The following is a 19,518-nucleotide window of genomic DNA, read 5'->3' as shown; positions in this document are numbered from 1 at the left end:
GATTAAGACTGACCTAAATGAGAAAAGGGGCTGGGTACGCGGTTATAGCCTGAGTGTTTGTCGGCTTGTTTGAGCAAGCGGGTGGTTAGATTATTTTTCGACGGAATATCATCCCCCTCCAATAGGCCTTGTAGTTCGGCTTGCTCGCCCTCGACCAGCTGCCATTGGACTATGGTTTGTTTCAGGCTGTGCCACAGATCAAGCTCTAACTTCCTATCACCAGCGGCCAGATGGAAGATGGCTTCGCTGACATTATTGATCAGGGTGCAGTAGGCGATGCGGTTCCAGCCCTGCTCTCGACTGTAATAGACGGAGGAGATGGCGCTATCCGATAGATCTGTCAGGGCCTCCCTCGGCCAGAAATTTGGCAGCAGCTTGGTCCCTTCCAGATCCCGTAGCCAGACGAAGGCGGGTAGGCCATCACTGAAACCAACTAGAGTGTTTTGCAGATGCGGCTCGAAGGCGATACCTTGCTTGAAGAAGTAATAGAAGACTCCGGGTAACAGGGTGTCTAGATAAGCACTAAACCATAGGCTTGCCATCTGGTCGTAACCTAGCCCTTTTTGATTGGCTAAGCGTGTAACCAGACCCTGACAGATACTGTGTCCTTCGACATCCCAGGCGAATAATGCCCCCGCCATCTGAGGTTGGTATTTTTTCTCCAGCTCGCTGTCTATACCATCTCGGTATAGGATGCCGAAGCTCTCAGTCAAGGTGCGGATCTGTGTCTTGCTGGCTTCTTCTCCTAGGCTACTGAAATCCAGTGTGCTGGCAGCGGGCTCCGCCATTAGAGTGAATTTAGGGCAGTGGAAGTAGGCTTGCTGCTGCAGATCTATCAGCAGGCGGCTCAGGCCAATGGCACTCTCTAATTCATACCAGGCATTCTTGCGCACGCAATTGGTCAGTCGCACATGAATAGAGAACTTCAGGAAGCGATTTATTTCTGGGGCATATAAGGTGCGGACCGAAGAGGTGGGATAAACCTTGTGGCCCAGAGAGCCTAAAGGTAAGAGTAATCCTTGTTCAATGGCTTGCTGCACTAAGGGCTGGGTCATGATGGTCTTAACTTCCCAGGGGTGACAGGGGTACAGGCACTCTGCTGCCGAGTGGAGCTTGTCGATCATATCTAGAGGCATAGACTCACTACAATACAGCTGTTTGACCAGAGACTTATCGACCTTGAACCAGTAGAGAGGGAAGTTGGCGCCTATCTCTGGAGAGCAGGTCAACATGTCGTCGAATGCCACCCCATGACGGCTCTTAGGCGCCGGGTGCATCGCATGGCCCCAGAGCAGGCTCTGCTCGGACGCAATAAGACCGGAGCAAGAATCGATTGCTTGGGTCTGTGGTTTATAAGGGCCATGAGCTCTTTGAATAAAGGCTTGAGTGACATCGACGCTGTTGCTGATTTGCTCCAGCAGCTCATGATTAAACTCGCTATCTGTGACTATGGCCAAGTGTTTAAGCATGAATTTAGCCAAGGCATGGGAGTCGAGTGGCTGCCAGGATGAGCCAGTTTTCTTCAGGTAAGGCTGACTGATGAAACGGCAGCGTCCCAGTAAACTGATGCGATCGGCAACCAGAATTAACACCGAGTTGGATTCGGGGAAGATCAATCTCACCTTGCTATGGGCCGCTAATTTCCCCTGGGTAAATGCCATGGGACAATCAGGATTATTATCGTCCAGACAGACCTGGTTATGGGGTTGAGCGTATTCCCGAATATAACAATTTAACAGACAGGCAATGGCATTATCCTGGGCCATATGTCGATGAGCCTGAGCACAATACTTGTCAATAGTCGGGGAAACATTAGCTTTGTGTTGTACCAACATGATCTTGTACCTCATTGAAAAAGAACATCAGAACCAGCAGACCTAAGCCACAACTAAGGGCTGCAAGCAGGAAGGGCCAATGTAGAGAGCCCCATTGACTGGCATAGCTCGCGCCTACTCCAGCTAACACGCCGGCCCACTTGCCCCAGGCATCGAAACGGCCAAAACTCAAACCGGCCTGTCGTTGATTAATTCGCTGGCTGACAAATAGGTGCAGACCACTGAAGAGCAGCACCATGCCGAAGCCGAATAGGAGTCTCAGAGCGATAAGCCAGCTGCTTTCCATCAATAGGAACTGACCGAAACAAGCAAGACCTAGCAGGATGAAGCCTAGCTGTGTCTGCTGTTTAGCCGACCAGGTTAACTTTTTAGCCTGGAAGGCAAACAGGAGATAAACCAGATGGGGCAGGCTGTAATAGAAACCGCTTAGTGCATCGCTCTGGGTGCCTAACTGCTCGCTATAGAGTAAGAAGTAGGGGAAGGTGACGACCATGGCGAAACAGAATAGGAACTGGAGCCATAACAGGTGCGAGAAAGGTCGCCTCTCTTCCGTGTCCTGATTATCGACGACAGCATTGGCGGTCAGTTTCTCTGGCTTAACCGCAGGTTTATTGCAGCCATTAGCCTGAGCATCAATGATCTTAGTGTCGTCCGGCAGACGCCAGCACACCAGAAATGCCAACAAGGGCAGTAGGGCCAAAGCCCGGTAGATCATTAAGGGATCTTGTATATGGGTAAATAATCCTAAGGCTATGGGGGCGCACACTAGGGCTAAACGCGCCGAACTCTGAGTCAGATTCAGGCTATTGGCCAACTCCTTGTCTTTAAATAGACGGCTCAGGTAAGCGTTCGATGCCGCGAGCGTACCACCACTTATCCCTTGCAATATCAGTCCGGCGGCAAACCACCAGACCGAGTCGGCAAAGCCGGACAGGAGAAAGCCTGCAACCAGGCCGACTTGAGCTCGCAGCAGAGAGGTCTTCTTGCCAAATTTATCGGCAAACCGTCCCCACCAGGGAGCGGTCAATGCCGCACATATGGTGGGTAGGACAAACATGATACCTATAAGGTAACCCGAGCTACTTCCCCTAGACTCGCCAGCATTCTCGGCAGGAACAGGGGCATGCCTAAGGCGGTGAAGGCGGTTAAGAAGTGGCAGAACAGCACCACAGAGATCACTCGCATAGGAATCGCTCACTTAAGAAGTTAGGTGCCGTATGGCCATAGAATTTGTTGACGTCGCTGGCTCCCGAGTTGGCTTTGCTCAATAGGCTGCCGGAACTCAGCAGGTATTTTATCGGTAGATAGGTTTGTCCCAGCAGATAGTGACGGGCGTATTCAGTGTCGATACCATCTCTGTCTAAGGCATCGAGTTCGGCCATTATCAGCTGACGCAATTGACGGTACATGTTTTTTCGATCACCTAAGCCCTTGCCCGCCATAGCTTCTATGATGGCGGCGATATCGAGCTGCAAAGTGATAGTGGTAAACATCTGCGCCAGGGCCTCATCGTCTTCCACCAAAATTCTGAGATCGATCAGGCTAGCGACTCTTATCTCGGCCAGCTGTGGATCTTGGACGGCTTGCTGATAGCGCCAGGGCAGTAATCGCGCCGAATCGTTATCTTTCATCACCAGAGATAAGCCAGAATCTTGATAGGCAATCACGGCATTTTGCTGATTAGATTCCAGGGCTATGCCGTATTTGAGCCACAGGCGTAAGTGAACCTTGAGTAAGAGGCTCTGGTATTGGGTTAGCCAGGCCTGACAGTCACCTTCATAGTAGCTATCGGCCAGATGACTCAGGTACAGGCGTCCATCCGGCATCTCGCTAGCCAGGGCCGCCACGGCGACCAAGTGCTTGTCTTGCATGGATAATGGGTAGCTGCGGACGATATAGGCAAACTCTTTACGATCCCCGAAATGTCCTCCGTGCTGCTCATCGACATGTTCGAACAATGGGGTCAGTTGAGGATCGTTAGCGGCGAGCTCGGTCAGGGTTTGCTCGAACCAATGTCCGTCATAGATAGTGCTGGGTTTGATGGAACGAATATTCTTCGCCCCAGTGTCGCCATCATCAGCGGAACCTTGATGTGAATGCCAGGGAAATCGATCAGAGCCAAGGTGCGTACCGATAGAGTTGGCTGAACCGTAATGGCAGACTTGGGAGCGAGTATGACCCCGGGAGGTAAGTCCGGCAGACCTGCCAAGGTCAAAGGATGTAGGGGAAACAGATGGTGGCTCTGTGTGTCATTGATATCCAGCCCGACGTCGGCGAAACTAGGCCAGCAATCCGGAACCATGGAGGTCAGTGAAACCAGGCTCTTGTCTATCGCCAACCAGTTAAGTTCGAATCTGGGAGCGAATTCAGGTGCATAACGAGCGAGTGCGTCGGCATCGAAGCCCACCTTGGCCCGAGCGGTAGGATAATAAGGGTGATCCAGATAGGAAGCCAGTTGATCACCGAACAATAGCTGGTGGTGCCAATCGGTCATGGTTTCAAATTCGGCGCTCAAGCCCTCTTTTAGCTGCTGATATGCCTGGCGACAGAGGAGATCTTGCTCCGAAGCACAATCAGCCTCGTGAATATAGTGGCTGAAGAGCTCTCTCTCTTCCTGAGTCAAATTTGAGGACAGGGTCTCTAACCAATGCCGATATCCCTTCATATAGCTCAAGCTTGCTCCGGGAACCTCTTGGGCAAGCCAGGCCGGGGAAACGGCGCGCCAATCCTGCATATAATCGCTTGTAGCCAGAGGGATATAGAGGGTCTGAGTTCCAAGGTGACTCACCTCTAGCCAAGCTTGAGGCTGGGCCTCGGGCCAGATACCTTCGTTATGGGGAAGATGGCTTATCACTGAGCCTTGACCCATAAGGTCACACAGGTTTTCCCGCAGGCAAGTATCTATGATTCTCTGGCAAATATAGGATTGAGATGATGACATTAGTTCAGCTCCCAGAGTAACTCATGGCTGAATTCATCGGCCTTGGCTGACAACTCCTGTCTGTCAGGGCCGATCAGGGTTAATACCCCGAGGTAATCTTTGTTTGAATGGGTTAACTTGACGCTATCGCCTTTAGTTTTCATGGGCACAAAGCTGATATCTTGCTCACCATGCTGACACTCGAATGGCGCGGGACTGAGCTGCACCTGGCCGGATTTTCCGCTGGGGAAATAACGAATAATGGCTTCGGAACGACTAAGCTCCAAGGTTTCAAGGGGCTTACCCGAGTGCAGAGATAAGATGGTTTCGAACCAGTTGAAGGGCAAGAGCTTATCCAGTAAAAATTCACGGCCATCACCTATGCTGCGATAGTTGATCTCGACTAAGACAGGTCCCTGTTTGGTGAGGATAAATTCGCTGTGGCAGACGCCAAAATTAACACCAAATGCCGCTACCTGAGCTAAGGCTTGCTCGCGGTATTTAAGGCTGACCGGACCATTCCAGCTGGCCTGGGTCTCGACAAAGTGAGGCAGGGCAGACAAGTTAACATCGAAGCCGCCTATGGCCTGAATACGCTCGCCGTCACCTAAGGTTTCCAGGGTGAACAGGGGCCCTTCCAGATAAGCCTCTAATAAGATACAGGTATCAGTTTTATCCATGGCGGAGGAGTATTTTATCAAGGCATCCAGATCGTCACAGAACGCTACATTCAGGCTGGCTACTCCCTCTCTAGGCTTAGCGACCAGAGGAAATGGGAGGTTCTTGGGGAGGGGCTGACCCGTTAACCAGGTATGTGTCCACACATTGGGCTGATCTTGGTTGGTAAGCCGGGTTCGCATGGCCGCTTTATTTTTCGTTTGATAGCAGAGGTGCCAGTCTTTAGCCGGGCAGAAGAAATAATCGGCGACGATGGCGGTACTCGCCTGTAGGTGATCGCTATTTGAAAATACCACCTCGGGTGAGATGGCCAATGTGTGTAGCAGATCTATGATTGCCAGAGGATTAAACACGTCACATTCAATTATCTGGGTCGGACAGGCTTGCTTACCGGCGAAATATTGTTTGTGTGCTAATCCATGATCAGTGAGTAAAAAAACGTCATACCCCATATTCAAGGCGCTGGGTACGAACCCTTCCGTTACCGCTCGGTTTTCGACATGCGTGATCAAAACCAATTGTGGTTTCATACCTGTATCCCTTATCAACAAAAATAAAATACGCTGGCTCCCATAAGGGGAGCTAGAACTGCTGGAAAATGTGCAATAAGTGAGCGTTAAATGACCGCGATGGGATTAAAATCTAAATGAAAATCATTCGCAAATAAAGGTCATTTACGTTTGGATATAATTTGTTTCTGCGTTCTGTAAGAGATTAATAAGTCTCCTAAAAACACATCATGATGTAACACCATGATAACAGTAGGTAAAAAAACACAAAAAAAACACAAAAAAAGACTTGACCCATTAACTTAAATGATAACAATAATGATTATCATTTTGGGTTGTGGCAAGGAATAGCATGATCACAGTAAATTTATTGAAAACTAAGCTGGCCGAGGGGAAACCGATCTTTGGCATGCTCAACTCAGTATCTTCACCCATTATTTGCGAGATGTTGGCCTATGCTGGCTATGATTTTGTCATTCTTGATACCGAACATGTACTCATCTCTGATGACGCGATAGCGCATACGATCCGCGCTGCCGAAAGTGCCGGGATCCCCTTACTGGTCAGAGTGGCCGACGCCAATCCTGCATACATAGGAAAATTGCTCGATGCCGGCGCTCTGGGAATTGTGGTTTCTCGGGTGTCCAGCTTGGAAATCGCCAGGCAGGCCATTGATGCAGCGAAATATCCGCCCTTAGGCAACCGAGGTATTACAGGTGGTCGCAATACCGGTTTTGGCACTCTACCGCTGCAGGAATATATCGATATAGCCAACCGTGAAACCTTCGTTGGCCTGATGATCGAGGACACTCAAGGCATCGATGCCTTACCTGAAATTCTACAGCTGGATGGTGTCGATATGATATTCGAAGGGGCACTGGATCTTAGTCTGTCTATGGGGCGAGGCACCGAATTTAATCATCCGGCGGTACAGGACAATATTCATTTTATGGCGAGCTTGTGTCTGCAGCAAGCCGTGCCCTTCTGCGCGATCCCGCGCCTGCCGGGACAAAAGTCTGCCTGGCTAAAGTTGGGGATCACCGCCTTCCTCGTGGGTGAGGATAGGGGACTTATTTTCAAACAGCTGAAGCAGCAGCTGCAACATTTAAAACACGATGAATAACATCAAGGAATAAACCATGTTCATGCCAAACCAGGGATTAAAATTGACCGCGCTTTCCGTGGCCATAACCGCCAGTATTGCCTGTCCTTTCGCCTTTGCCGATCAAGATGCACCCGCCATGGAAGTGATGGAGGTCAAGGGCAGTGTGCTGGGGAATTCGGAACTCGCCGATCTGAAAACCTATGCCGGTAACCGCAGTATCATTACCCATGAAAAGATGGAACGCACCGCGGTGCGATCCATAGATACCGCATTACAGCAGATCCCGGGCATTAAGATTAAGGATGAGACTGGCACTGGCGTGTTACCTAATGTCTCGGTGCGTGGTTTAGACAGCAGCCGCAGTGGTTATGCCCAGTTCTTGATGGACGGCATTCCTATGACCTTAGCGCCTTACGGTCATACGGGTCAGTCGCTGTTTCCGGCAACCTTGTTCATGATTGATCGTATCGATGTGGCTCGTGGTGGTGCTTCGGTGCAATATGGTCCTAACAACGTAGGTGGGGTGATCAACTTGATCTCGAAACCTATCTCTACCGAGTGGGAGACGACGCTCAATGAGAAGGTGACCTTTTTCGGCAGCAGTAACAATCTCTACGACACAAACCTGAGTACAGGTGGTGCGGTGAACGATGATTTTTCCATGCGTTTAGACGCCAACTTCACCAAAGGTGAGTCATTCAGAGACCACTCAGACACAGATGTGAAGAACATCATGTTAAAAACCGTGTGGAACATAGATAGCAATAATAAGATCGACGCCAATTTCCAGTATTACGATGCGTTTTCTGAGCTACCGGGCGCCCTCAATACCCAGGCTTATGAGGACGATAGAACGCAATCTCTTCGACCTAACGACGAATTTAAGGCGGATACCAAACGTATCACGATTAAATATAACCACACACTTGCCGACTCGTCTCTGTACGATTACGGCGAACTTGAGCTGATCACCTTCGGTAACAAGAGCTCACGTAATTTTCAGTGGGATTTTTATGATCAGAACAAGGACACTGATGGCGATTTAGGTAACCATTGGGGTGACACAACACAAACAGCCACGGATTTGCGTAACTCGCCTCGGGAATTTACCGTCTTTGGTATCGAGCCTAAGGCCAGCATTTACATCGACGGCGACATCACTCAGCACATCATAGCCGGTGTTCGCTACGTCAACGAAGACATCAGCTATCAGCTCAATCAGATGGATAAGACGACCTTAGTTACCACCAGTCCGAGAGATTGGCATATGGATACCAATGCCATGGCTTATTACATCAGTAATGAACTGGGGTTCTTCGATGACAAACTGACCTTAACGCCGGGCATTCGCTTAGAAGATGTGCGTATGGAGTTCACTAATCTGGGACAGGGCTACAGCCAAGATAACCACGTCACCGAGTGGCTACCAGGTATCACCTTAGGCTATGAGTTTTCCGATTCATGGTTCGCCTATACCAACGCCCAACGTTCACTGCGGACACCACAGATATCTCAGTTGTGGCCTGAAGGGCAAACATTAGAGTCTGAACTGGCATGGAACTATGAAGCCGGCGTACGTTTTACGCCTACTGATACCAGTAGCCTGACGTTGGCCGCCTATCGCATCGATTTTGAGAATAAGGCCGAATATGACAAGGACATCAGCCTGTTCGTTAACATAGGCGAGACCCGCAACCAAGGCATAGAGCTGGAAGGCACCTATTCACCTGAGGCATTGCCTGATCTTAGCCTAACCGGTGCTTATAACTATTTGGATACGGAACAACTCGAGGGTGAGTTTGCCGGAAACCAGCTGCCTTATGTGTCTAAGCATCAGCTATCTGCCAGTGCCTTATACAGTTTTGATCAGGTGGATCTGGGCCTAATGGCCTACTACTACAGCAAGTCATTTTCAGATTTAGCTAACAGCGTCGAAGAGAATGAATCTGGTACGGCGGGAGAAGTGCCTGACTATATCGTGGTTAACTTCAACATAAGCACCGAGGTATTTAAGAAGAATGATCAGGGATTAAAAGTGGGCTTGTCGGTCAATAACCTGTTCGACAATGAATATTATTTCAGAGGGTTAGACGTCTCACCAGCGGGACGAGTACCAGCTCCTGGACGTTCACTTAGTCTAGATTTCACCTATCAGTTTTAGATAAGCCTCATCAACAAGTAATAGATAATCATGAAGTCATGGTTATCTATTACTTGTTAAGTTAGCAAGATGATTTATTTCGGTTTACCTTGTGGGTCAAGGGAACACAAAATGTGGGACAGAGACATAATTGACCATATTTCTCTTATTCTTGCTTACTCTGTAATAAAGCCAAAGAAGCGAAGCAACTCTGCGGTATCTTGTCTTACACTAAGTGTAACTGAGTAATCATCTAACTCATCTGGTCCCAAGTTAGCTTTAAAACCCAGAAGGAATGGTTTGTCTTCAACCAGTTGATATTGTGCCTGAATCACCCAGAGTCCAACATCAGTCATCGCGCCATAATTAGAAGTCCTGACGTAATAACTTCCAATTTTAGCTCGTGGTAGCGCATTCTGATTGAGAGCAACCCCCTCTTTGTACAAATTAAACTCCAGCCCTCCTCCGTAATATCTTGCGAGTTCATTTCCTTCTTGGGCTTCATCTAGACTACGAATACCAGTTAAGAAAGCGAAACTTAAAACTGAATCACCATTCTCAGTAGCCATAAAATGGCCTGGTGACCAGAGGAATTTTAAATAGCCATCTATTGTATCTGTAACGTCATTAAACTTAGTGTTTTCTTGATCTGGTTTATCTTCATTTACCGTTGGATTTTTTCCAAAAACAACTCCAACTTCAAAGTTTGTTACCGCATCATTCCATCCCCAGCTATTTTTCCAGCGGCCGTTTAACTTTAGGGAGCCTGTTATCCCTCCTTGATCAAAGCCTGTTCGATTTCCATTATCATCATAGCCATTTTGTTGCTTGTAACCTAGTTCGAAAGCACTGATCCATCTGTTATGTGTGTCACTGATTTGTTGATATTTGGGGCTGAGCAGTAAAAGTACCTCCCTATCTTGAGCTGATAGCTGATGATCATTATCTTTCATTTCGTGTATACATCTAGATAGTAAATTGGCTGCTAGTTTATCGTTTGAAAGTTTAGTCTCATCTATGCCATCAATGGATAATGTATTAGATGGAGCACAATTTACTTCAATTTTTTTTGTTGGATCTGCACTCTTTAAACAAGTATCTATAGTGATAGATTTATTAATCGTGCTGATGCTTGGTTTTAATTTCAGTAGGCTGTTGTAGCAAGCTTGAGTTTGAGTCGCGTTAGTTGTATCAAGGCTTTGCCCTGCCATGGCGAAAGGTGAGATTACAATAAATAGTAGTGGAGTTACTCTAGGTAGTTTCATCATTTATCCTTGTCTTTTATGACTATTATTAGTGTCAAGACAACTGAATTTAATCCACTTTGACAGTGCTAACATACATAGCAATGCCCTGTAATTAAAGGATAAGCTTACTTTTGTGCTTGTTATTTATCCATTAGTCTAATACAGATCGAACTTTCCCAATCGAAGGTATGAAGATGAGTATAAAAGTGTCGGGGTTAGTTGTTGCCAACCTTTGAGGTTGAGTCGAAGAGATAATTATCCTGTGAGAATGTGGCTGCGAGTTTCGATTACAGGGATATGGGTAACTTAGCATTGAGCCCAGATACAGTAGCAATAGTTTTTCTTTTCTTTACCATGTAGCAAACCCAGATAATGGAGAGCAAGGAAAGATCTCTTCCCGCTCCACGGTCTCTTCTTTCTGCAAGTTAACTTTGTTCATACTCACTATAAATAGGAACAGTCTGACAAGTTAATGCTTGGGGGGCCCGAGTTTAGATGCTTTGAATGGTATCTATGTCATACCAAGGAGTTGGGTTGATAGGGCAGCGAAAACGTACTCCCTCACCTGTAACTTCGACCACATCGGTTCTACGTGTCTGGCCCGGTTCCAGTGGAAACATATCCAAGGGTTCATGGGTGGTGAAGTTTTGCAGTTGGAATCCAACGAGTTTTCCAGCCTTGTTGGTAATAATAAATTGATACTTTCCCGGTTTTAATGATGCCAAGGTATCTCTGGCGGTGAAGTGTCCACCATGCTGCTCTAAGTGTATTTCTACCACACCATCGGCATTCTTTACCGGAGTTGCGGCGAATGCACTGGCACTGATTATCAGAGCCGTAAGGGCAATAAACTGTGTGAGTAATTTTTTCATCTCTCTTCCTTAATTGGTTTAGGTTGAATCAACCCATTTAGGATAGAAAAACGGCTTGAATTGCACTATGTCTGAGAGTCTGAGCATTATATCCATCAGTCTAAATAGAGGGGAATATGTCGATATTTAATGACTTACTGTCCAGGTTCCATCTCAACGCGACTATTTTTCATCGCTCCTTAGTGTGTAACCCCTGGAGTACGGATACCTCTGGCTCAGGTTTAGCTAGCTTCCATCTGATAAGTTCGGGTGAGGCCTTCTTGCATTGTGAACAGTATCAATCCGAGCGCTTATCGACTGGGGACCTGGTGATATTCCCCCATGATGCGTCGCATATTATAGATAGCAGTGAGCAAGCTAATTTTGAGCAGCAAGACACCGGCTTCGTCTCCTACCCAATGGATAGCAAAAGTGTCGATGGCACTGGGTTAATCTGCGGCTATTTCGATTTTTGCGAAGACAAACAGCATCCTCTTATTACTCAGCTACCTCAATGCATACTGTTAAAGAGGCAAGATCAATACGGAGCGCTCACCAGCATCTTAGATAGCCTGATAAACGAGGCAAAACTCGGGACTCAGGCTAGCGATGTCATATTGTCACGTCTCAGTGAACTGTTTTTTCTCACCCTGTTGAGAAGTTTGTTACTGGATACACAAACGGATCTTGGCCTGTTCCGTGCCCTGCAGGACCCTAAGATGGCCAGAGTGCTGCAGGCTATATTTGACCAACTTGCCAGTCCCTGGGATCTGGCTAGTTTGGCGAGTGTCGGCGGCTACTCACGAGCCAGCTTTGCCAGTCACTTCAAACAATATTTCGCCCAAGCACCTTTAGAGTACCTGTCTCACTTGAGGCTGACTCAAGCTAAGAAGCAGCTTATGTCGGGAGATACCGTACTTAAGGTCGCCCTAGACGTCGGCTATGGAAGCGATGTCTCCTTTGCAAAAGCATACAAAAGACACTTTGGCCACGGACCAGGAGCGAGTCGACCATAAGGGGAAGGTGCAGTGAGCTAAATTGCTCATGCTTAGGTTTTTTGTGCTGTAGCTTCTAAACTTTTCAGTTTGCTTGTGTATTTATTTCCAAACTTCGTTTGGATTAAAGTCGTGGAATTCCATTCCACACCAGGGCAAGGAGGACTGCTCGTCCTAGCCCTCCTTGCATCCACCCAAACGCCCCGGCGAAGTTGTGATCCTCAGTGCTTATGGATAAATAGCTAACACTTCCGATGGAGCATCCTGCCCCCGAAAGTTAGCCCGACATCCATGTCGGTCTCACACTATTTATTCCAACACCCATCGGCAACTTCCAACGGGGATTTATTGTACCTAGAGGATACTTTCAGTTGTCGTAATGAAACATCTCTAAAAAGGGTCGATTGAAGTTAAAAATAAATTTCCTTATGTGCGTTTATACTAAACTGAGCAAGATCAAACTTTGTTCATCTTTCGTTCTATAAATGGAATCTCTACCTTGTAGGTAACAATAAAATTGTTTAAGTTCAAAAAGATATTATGTATTAATCACCAAATATAGATTCGTTATCCATTACTATTAGTAGAGAAAATCAAACGTGAAAAAATTTTACTTCCTTATATTTGTGATCTTGTGCTCAGGTTGTGCCACCACGACGTGGACTTCTAAAGTTTCTATTGATGAATTTACAGATAATAAAACATGTAAAATTATCTATGGCAGTGATTTTGGAAAAGGGTTTAATAAAGGATTAGGAGGTATTCATTATTATCCTTTTATTGAAAAGGTAAACGATGAGGTAATTTTTGGTGTGCAAGGTGACTACAACATACCTGTTGGAGATGTTCAGATTCGAGTAGATCAGCATAAAGCCATTACAATTTCGTATACAGAAACACCCGTTTTTTACTCTGCTTCATCAGCTCAAACAGTTGATCTATCTTACTTAAAAAATATAGAGGGGATAGATCAACAAGCTATGCAAGAATCTATAAATGCCACAATGCTGAATGTTCAAAAAATTTCTAGTCCATTCACTGCAACATCAGGTGAAAAAGCTAATCTTATAATTCGACAAATGAAGCATGGATCTAAACTAAAAATGAGAGTTATTGGGTTTGGTACTAATTCCGTTCAATCTTCAAGTGGCGAATATGGTATAGATAAACAATTTATGATAGCTCTCTCTAAGTGTGGGATTTAGGGGGAAGGTATATCGCTCTAAGTGCATTTAGCGGGCACCTATAATGCTTGCAGAGTAAGAGCACTTATTAAGTGCTAATTTGTCAAATCGAAGAGAAAATGATCCAGTGTTGATGCGGCTACGAGTTTCGGTTTCAAGGATGAAACCGTAAAGCGGCCAGGGATGGCTTTACAGCGTCTCGTAGAAGTATCTGCATGTAAGCCCACGGCAGGTGATAGGTAACATTATGGGTTAATGTTTAAAATGAGCCTTCATGGAGTGATAGAAAATTCGCACATAAGTCGTTTATTCACATCTGACCCATAGGGATATGGGAAATATCATTATGATGTCGGGAACATCATTGACCATGTAAGCACGACATTCGCATATCTCTATGCAGCACCACCGCAGGTTATAAATTACAGCAAAGTTATGGGCACCATAAAACCACCAAGTACCCATATCGCCAGATGAAACCAACCCAAACGATGAATCAGCCTCATCGCTCAGGCTGCCATATTATTGGTGAACCAAGTGTCCTGCTTTCACTACTTCAAGGCAAGCCCCCGCCCCATATGTGTAGGACAGCTCTGCTGGAGTGGTAATATCCCATAAGCAGAAATCTGCCTGCATACCAGTTTCCAATACACCGACCTTATCCTCGATACCTAACGCCTTGGCGGCATTGCGCGTCATACCCGCAAGCGCTTCTTCTGGTGTTAAGCGCAGCAGGGTACAACCCATGTTGAGCATCAAGAGGCTGGAGCAAAGTGGTGATGACCCTGGGTTGTAGTCGCTGGCCAATACCATAGGCACCTTATGTTTACGTAGCAGCTCGATAGGTGGCATCTGAGTTTCGCGGAGGAAGTAGAATGCGCCGGGTAGTAAGGTGGCACAAGTGCCGCTTTTACTTAGGGCGATAACGCCATCTTCGTCCAGATACTCGATATGATCCACCGACTTAGCGCCTAGCTTAGCTGCCATGGCTGAGCCGCCTAAGTTAGACAGTTGCTCGGCGTGGAGCTTGATATCCAGGCCCGCTTTTTTAGCGGCGCTTAGCACTCGCTCAGTCTGTTCGACGCTGAAGGCGATATTTTCGCAGAAGACATCGGCGGCGTCGGCCAATCCTTCTTCGATGACCGCAGGTAACATCTCATTGATGACCAGATCAACATAGCCCTCAACATCATCTTTATATTCAGGGGGATGGCGTGTGCACCTAGGAAGGTGGTCTTCACATCTACATGATGATGCTTGCCAAGTTCACGGGCCACACGCAGTAATTTGAGTTCTGTTTCGGTATCCAGGCCATAGCCAGATTTTATTTCGACCGTGGTGACACCCTCTTTGGCGAGAGCGTTGAGGCGCTTGCGCCCTAGCTCGAATAGCTCGGCCTCACTGGCTTCCCGGCAAGCTTTAACTGTCGAGATGATACCGCCACCGCTGCGGGCGATCTCTTCATAGCTAGCACCTTGGAGTCGGAGCTCAAATTCGTTGGCTCGGCTACCGGCGAACACTAAATGAGTGTGGGCGTCGATAAGCCCCGGAGTTATCCAGCCGCCCTTGCCTCTGTAAACCGGCGTTGACAAAACATCAAACTCAGGCAGCTCGGAGCGTGGGCCAACCCAGGCGATCTTGCCCTCTTTTACTGCAATGGCTGCATCTGTTATCGCTCCGTAAGGCGCTGAAACAGAAGGAGACATGGTCGCTACGTTGACGTCAATCCAAACCTGATCCCAAGACATATTTTTTCCTCACTTTTGAAGTGTTGTTATTCTTGCAGAAATAAAGTTGTGATCCAACTTGTATTTACTTGTATATACAAGCTAGGATTATAGCGGTAATTTTCACCGTTTGAAAAGCGTTATTGATCGAAGACAAGTTCCTAGATTTTAGAACTTAGGTTCTAATATCGCAAAATTCAGATTTAAGGATAGGTATGGCGACGCCCAAGTTTGCAGAGATTAAACAGTATGTTTTAGCCCGCATCGAATCCGGTGAGTGGGAGGAGCATAGCCGTGTTCCTTCGGAAAACCAGATGGCTGAGCTGTTTGAGTGCAGTCGCATGACGGCGCGCCGTGCATTGACTGAACTCACCGACGATGGCGTACTCGAGCGCTCTCAGGGCTTAGGTACCTTTGTCGCCGAGCTCAAGTCCCAGTCCTCCATGATGGCAATTCGTAACATTGCCGATGAGATCAAAGACAGGGGCCATGGTTACAGCGTCAAGCAGCTTGAGCTCACCGAGATTGAAGCCATAGCGCCTATTGCTATTGCTTTGGGATTAGAGACTGGCAGTCCTGTCTACTACTCGGTATTAGTGCATTGCGAGCAGGGTATTCCCCTACAGCTTGAGGAGCGTTTCGTTAACCCTAAGCTGATTCCCGATTATCTGCTCCAGGACTTCTCTGTTCAGACACCCCATGAATATCTGTCCTTGGTGGCACCGCTCACCGAGGCGAGACATACGTTAGAGGCCGTGGTGGCCAATAAGCATAATCAACAACAGCTGCAGATTGAGGCGAGTGAACCTTGCTTACAGATTTTGCGTCGTACCTGGTCACGCAAAGGTGTGGTGAGTTACGCCAGATTAATTCATCCGGGTACTAGATTTAGATTAGGTGGTCATCTGACGTTTTAAAAATCGATCTGCTGCGCATTTCGATGGATACCGCTCCGCGGTGTAACAGCATTTTTTATTAAGTAAAAGCAAAAATATAACTAAAGCTACATAAGCAAAAAATAAATTGAATGAGGTTTTTCAAGATGGATAAGAGACACGACCCAAGCCGTCGCATAATCGCTCCCCACGGTAGTAAGCTAAGTTGTAAGAGCTGGATGACAGAAGCGCCTATGCGCATGTTGATGAACAACCTGCATCCGGATGTTGCCGAACGCCCGGAAGATCTGGTGGTCTACGGCGGTATCGGACGAGCAGCCCGTGATTGGCAGAGCTATGACAAGATCATCGAAGTATTACAGCGTTTGGAAGAGGACGAGACCCTGATGGTGCAGTCTGGCAAGCCTGTTGGCGTGTTCAAGACTCACAGCAATGCACCGCGCGTGATCATTGCTAACTCTAACCTGGTTCCGCACTGGGCAAACTGGGAACATTTCAACGAACTGGATAAGAAAGGCTTGGCGATGTACGGCCAGATGACGGCGGGTTCTTGGATCTATATCGGCTCTCAGGGCATCGTTCAGGGCACCTACGAGACGTTCGTCGCCATGGCTAAACAACACTTCGGCGGTTCATCGGCCGGTAAGTGGATCTTGACCGGTGGCCTAGGTGGTATGGGCGGTGCTCAACCGCTAGCCGGCACTATGGCAGGTTATTCGGTATTGACCTGTGAAGTCGACGAGACCCGTATCGATTTCCGTATGCGTACTAAATATGTCGATAAGAAAGCCACATCTCTCGATGAAGCGTTAGCCATGATCGATGCGGCTAATGCGAGCGGTAAGCCCGTCTCGGTTGGTCTTCTCGCTAATGCGGCGGATGTGTTCGCCGAGCTGGTGGAACGTGGGATTACCCCGGATGTGGTTACCGACCAAACTTCTGCACATGATCCATTAAACGGTTATTTGCCACAGGGCTGGACTCTGGAGCAAGCTGCCGATATGCGCAAGAAAGATGAAGCGGCTGTGGTTAAGGCGGCTAAGCAGTCTATGGCTGTTCAGGTTAGAGCCATGCTTGCTCTGCAGGCTGCTGGTGCAGCGACGACCGATTATGGCAACAACATACGTCAGATGGCATTTGAAGAAGGTGTTGAGAATGCATTCGACTTCCCGGGCTTCGTACCAGCCTATGTACGTCCTCTGTTCTGTGAAGGCATAGGTCCTTTCCGTTGGGTGGCACTCTCAGGCGATCCAGAAGACATCTATAAGACAGATGCCAAGGTGAAGGAGTTGATTCCGGATAACCCGCAACTGCATAACTGGTTAGATATGGCCCGCGAGCGTATCGCATTCCAGGGCCTGCCTGCGCGTATCTGTTGGGTTGGTCTGAAAGATCGTGCCCGTCTGGCGGTTGCCTTCAACGAGATGGTTAAGAGTGGTGAGCTGTCAGCTCCAATCGTTATCGGACGCGATCACTTAGATTCTGGCTCAGTAGCCAGCCCTAACCGTGAAACTGAATCTATGCTCGATGGCTCGGATGCGGTTTCCGATTGGCCCTTGATGAATGCGTTATTGAACACGGCAAGCGGTGCGACTTGGGTATCTCTGCATCACGGTGGTGGTGTGGGCATGGGCTTCAGCCAACACTCTGGTGTGGTTATTGTTGCCGACGGCAGTGATGATGCCGCCGTACGTCTTGAACGCGTATTATGGAATGATCCTGCGACTGGCGTTATGCGTCATGCTGACGCCGGATATGATCTCGCTAAGAATTGTGCAAAAGAGCAAGGCCTTGACCTGCCAATGCTAGACATTAGCTCGAAAAAAACAGCTGAAGAAGGTAAATAGAAATGAGCCATTTAGTATTAACCCCAGGAACCCTGACCCTTGCTCAAATTCGCGACATCAGTCGTGGCAAGGTCACCCTTGAGCTTGCACAGAGCGCCATTGCCGGTATCAATACCAGTTCAGGCATAGTGCAGAAGATCTTAGATGAAGATCGCACGGTTTACGGTATCAACACAGGTTTTGGCCTCTTGGCTAATACCAAAATTGCCGCCGAAGACCTGCAGTTACTGCAACGCTCTATCGTATTGTCACACGCCGCGGGTGTTGGCCAGTATATGCAGGACGCCACAGTGCGCCTGATGATGGTGCTTAAGATTAACTCTCTTAGTCGTGGCTTCTCTGGCATTCGCCTCGAGGTGATCAACTTCCTTATCGCATTGGTTAACGCCGAAGTTTACCCATGTGTACCTGAGAAAGGTTCTGTGGGTGCATCGGGTGATTTGGCGCCGCTATCACATATGAGTCTGTCGATACTCGGTGAAGGTGAGATGAGCCATAAAGGGGAGATCCTGACGGCTAAAGAAGGTCTGGAGATTGCTGGCCTCGAGCCAATCGAACTCGCCGCTAAAGAGGGCCTGGCCCTGCTTAATGGTACTCAGGCATCGACGGCTATGGCGCTGGAAGGCCTGTTCAATGCCGAAGACCTGTTCGCGGCAAGTTCAGTTATTGGTGCCATGAGCGTCGAAGCGGCTATGGGTAGCCGTAGTCCGTTCGATCCTCGTATTCATGCGGCTCGTGGCCAACAGGGCCAGATAGATTCTGCCGGTTTGTTCCGTCATCTGTTAGGTGAAGAGTCTGAGATCAGCTTAGATCACGCTAACTGTGAAAAAGTACAAGACCCTTACTCACTTCGTTGTCAGCCACAGGTGCTGGGTGCTTGTCTGACTCAAATTCGTCATGCGGCGGGTGTGCTTGAAGTCGAAGCGAACGGCGTGACAGATAACCCGTTAGTATTCCAGGATACGAGTGAGATTATTTCGGGTGGTAACTTCCACGCCGAACCTGTTGCCATGGCGGCAGATAATCTTGCGCTTGCCCTTGCCGAGCTAGGTTCTATCGCCGAGCGTCGTATCGCTCTGCTTATCGATCCTAACTTGTCTAAACTGCCTCCATTCTTAGTGGAAAATGGCGGGGTTAACTCGGGCTTTATGATTGCTCAGGTGACTGCAGCTGCATTGGCCTCAGAGAACAAAACCTATGCCCACCCTGCGTCGGTAGACAGCTTACCGACATCGGCGAACCAGGAAGATCACGTCTCTATGGCGACTTTCGCGGCGCGTCGTCTGCGTGATATGTCTGAGAACACACGTGGCGTACTCGCCATCGAATTACTGGCTTCGGCTCAGGGTCTGGATTTTCGTGCACCGTTACAGCCTAGTGCTGCAGTGGCTAAGGCGAAAGCAGAAATACGTGAACTGGTGACCTATTACGATAAGGACAGGTTCTTCGCCCCGGATATCGAAGCATCGATTGACCTGCTAATGACAGCTAGCTTTAACAGTTACTTACCAGCAGGTGTTTTACCAAGTTTCTAATTAAATTGGGTAAAATTTTATTTTCAGTTAGTTGCTTGATGCGAATTTT

Annotated in this window: 15 protein-coding genes and 1 pseudogene; 7 read left to right on the top strand and 9 right to left on the bottom strand. The window is 47.9% G+C overall.

The features are described 5' to 3' along the window. Window positions 1–2: 2 nt before the first annotated feature. The 6 genes from FM037_RS27835 to FM037_RS27820 are packed head-to-tail and all read right to left on the bottom strand — an operon-like array spanning window position 3 to window position 5,963. Window positions 3–1,835, bottom strand: a complete 1,833-nt coding sequence (locus tag FM037_RS27835) for an IucA/IucC family protein (protein WP_185976925.1) — start codon at window positions 1,833–1,835, stop codon at window positions 3–5. Next, window positions 1,813–2,892: an MFS transporter gene (locus tag FM037_RS27830; protein WP_221937450.1), complete on the bottom strand. Its 1,080-nt coding sequence runs from the start codon at window positions 2,890–2,892 to the stop codon at window positions 1,813–1,815. Before FM037_RS27830 ends, FM037_RS27835 begins: the two co-directional genes overlap by 23 nt. Window positions 2,893–2,897: 5 nt before the next feature. After that, window positions 2,898–3,020 carry a hypothetical protein gene (locus FM037_RS30060; protein ID WP_267874840.1) on the bottom strand — a complete coding sequence of 41 codons (123 nt, stop codon included), beginning with the start codon at window positions 3,018–3,020 and terminating at the stop codon, window positions 2,898–2,900. Next, the gene (locus tag FM037_RS28920; protein WP_221937449.1) at window positions 3,011–3,793 is read right to left on the bottom strand and encodes an IucA/IucC family C-terminal-domain containing protein; all 783 of its coding nucleotides are present in this window, start codon (window positions 3,791–3,793) and stop codon (window positions 3,011–3,013) included. Before FM037_RS28920 ends, FM037_RS30060 begins: the two co-directional genes overlap by 10 nt. Before the next feature lie 35 nt (window positions 3,794–3,828). Then, window positions 3,829–4,776 (bottom strand): IucA/IucC family protein, encoded by a 948-nt coding sequence (locus FM037_RS28915; RefSeq protein WP_221937448.1) that lies wholly within the window; start codon window positions 4,774–4,776, stop codon window positions 3,829–3,831. Then, window positions 4,776–5,963, bottom strand: a complete 1,188-nt coding sequence (locus FM037_RS27820; protein WP_144048670.1) for an ATP-grasp domain-containing protein — start codon at window positions 5,961–5,963, stop codon at window positions 4,776–4,778. The genes FM037_RS28915 and FM037_RS27820 overlap by 1 nt, the downstream gene beginning before the upstream one ends. Before the next feature lie 331 nt (window positions 5,964–6,294). Here FM037_RS27820 and FM037_RS27815 point away from each other — a divergent pair, with 331 nt between their 5' ends. Further along, window positions 6,295–7,065 carry an HpcH/HpaI aldolase family protein gene (locus tag FM037_RS27815; protein ID WP_144048669.1) on the top strand — a complete coding sequence of 257 codons (771 nt, stop codon included), beginning with the start codon at window positions 6,295–6,297 and terminating at the stop codon, window positions 7,063–7,065. A gap of 16 nt (window positions 7,066–7,081) precedes the next feature. Further along, on the top strand, window positions 7,082–9,208 hold the full coding sequence (locus FM037_RS27810; protein ID WP_144048668.1) for a TonB-dependent receptor family protein: 2,127 nt from the start codon (window positions 7,082–7,084) through the stop codon (window positions 9,206–9,208). Window positions 9,209–9,363: 155 nt separating this feature from the next. On the opposite strand, the gene FM037_RS27805 is transcribed toward FM037_RS27810, so the two are convergent. Continuing rightward, window positions 9,364–10,455, bottom strand: a complete 1,092-nt coding sequence (locus FM037_RS27805; RefSeq protein WP_144048667.1) for a hypothetical protein — start codon at window positions 10,453–10,455, stop codon at window positions 9,364–9,366. A gap of 470 nt (window positions 10,456–10,925) precedes the next feature. Beyond that, entirely contained in the window at window positions 10,926–11,306 is a 381-nt protein-coding gene (locus FM037_RS27800; RefSeq protein WP_144048666.1) for a hypothetical protein, read from the bottom strand. A gap of 116 nt (window positions 11,307–11,422) precedes the next feature. On the opposite strand from FM037_RS27800, the gene FM037_RS27795 reads away from it, so the two are divergent. Then, window positions 11,423–12,301, top strand: a complete 879-nt coding sequence (locus FM037_RS27795; protein ID WP_144048665.1) for an AraC family transcriptional regulator — start codon at window positions 11,423–11,425, stop codon at window positions 12,299–12,301. A gap of 578 nt (window positions 12,302–12,879) precedes the next feature. Then, a complete protein-coding gene (locus FM037_RS27790; protein WP_144048664.1) occupies window positions 12,880–13,485 on the top strand; it encodes a hypothetical protein in 606 nt (201 codons plus the stop codon). A gap of 501 nt (window positions 13,486–13,986) precedes the next feature. Here FM037_RS27790 and hutI read toward each other — a convergent pair. Then, window positions 13,987–15,212: pseudogene (hutI, locus tag FM037_RS27785) on the bottom strand (imidazolonepropionase). Window positions 15,213–15,406: 194 nt separating this feature from the next. On the opposite strand from hutI, the gene hutC reads away from it, so the two are divergent. From hutC to hutH, 3 genes are all read left to right on the top strand, one after another. Beyond that, window positions 15,407–16,108, top strand: a complete 702-nt coding sequence (gene hutC / locus FM037_RS27780; protein ID WP_144048663.1) for a histidine utilization repressor — start codon at window positions 15,407–15,409, stop codon at window positions 16,106–16,108. A 125-nt stretch (window positions 16,109–16,233) separates the two neighbouring features. Next, entirely contained in the window at window positions 16,234–17,934 is a 1,701-nt protein-coding gene (gene hutU, locus FM037_RS27775; RefSeq protein ID WP_144048662.1) for a urocanate hydratase, read from the top strand. Between the two features lie 2 nt (window positions 17,935–17,936). Further along, window positions 17,937–19,469: a histidine ammonia-lyase gene (hutH, locus tag FM037_RS27770; protein ID WP_144048661.1), complete on the top strand. Its 1,533-nt coding sequence runs from the start codon at window positions 17,937–17,939 to the stop codon at window positions 19,467–19,469. The last annotated feature ends 49 nt before the right edge of the window (window positions 19,470–19,518 follow it).

The organism is Shewanella psychropiezotolerans, assembly GCF_007197555.1.
In the GTDB taxonomy this organism is placed as follows: Bacteria; Pseudomonadota; Gammaproteobacteria; order Enterobacterales; family Shewanellaceae; genus Shewanella; species Shewanella psychropiezotolerans.
The sequence above is the reverse complement of the archived record's forward strand: the minus strand, read 5'-3'. Positions and strand labels throughout refer to the sequence as shown.

Bases quoted from the DNA above. Each gene is read 5' to 3' on its own strand.
- FM037_RS27810 (WP_144048668.1), top strand. From the start codon at position 7,082: ATGTTCATGCCAAACCAGGGATTAAAATTGACCGCGCTTTCCGTGGCC.
- hutH (WP_144048661.1), top strand. From the start codon at position 17,937: ATGAGCCATTTAGTATTAACCCCAGGAACCCTGACCCTTGCTCAAATT.
- FM037_RS30060 (WP_267874840.1), bottom strand. From the start codon at position 3,020: ATGCGAGTGATCTCTGTGGTGCTGTTCTGCCACTTCTTAACCGCCTTC.
- FM037_RS27815 (WP_144048669.1), top strand. From the start codon at position 6,295: ATGATCACAGTAAATTTATTGAAAACTAAGCTGGCCGAGGGGAAACCG.
- hutU (WP_144048662.1), top strand. From the start codon at position 16,234: ATGGATAAGAGACACGACCCAAGCCGTCGCATAATCGCTCCCCACGGT.
- FM037_RS27835 (WP_185976925.1), bottom strand. From the start codon at position 1,835: ATGTTGGTACAACACAAAGCTAATGTTTCCCCGACTATTGACAAGTAT.
- FM037_RS27805 (WP_144048667.1), bottom strand. From the start codon at position 10,455: ATGATGAAACTACCTAGAGTAACTCCACTACTATTTATTGTAATCTCA.
- FM037_RS27795 (WP_144048665.1), top strand. From the start codon at position 11,423: ATGTCGATATTTAATGACTTACTGTCCAGGTTCCATCTCAACGCGACT.
- FM037_RS27830 (WP_221937450.1), bottom strand. From the start codon at position 2,892: ATGTTTGTCCTACCCACCATATGTGCGGCATTGACCGCTCCCTGGTGG.
- FM037_RS28915 (WP_221937448.1), bottom strand. From the start codon at position 4,776: ATGTCATCATCTCAATCCTATATTTGCCAGAGAATCATAGATACTTGC.
- FM037_RS27800 (WP_144048666.1), bottom strand. From the start codon at position 11,306: ATGAAAAAATTACTCACACAGTTTATTGCCCTTACGGCTCTGATAATC.
- FM037_RS27820 (WP_144048670.1), bottom strand. From the start codon at position 5,963: ATGAAACCACAATTGGTTTTGATCACGCATGTCGAAAACCGAGCGGTA.
- hutC (WP_144048663.1), top strand. From the start codon at position 15,407: ATGGCGACGCCCAAGTTTGCAGAGATTAAACAGTATGTTTTAGCCCGC.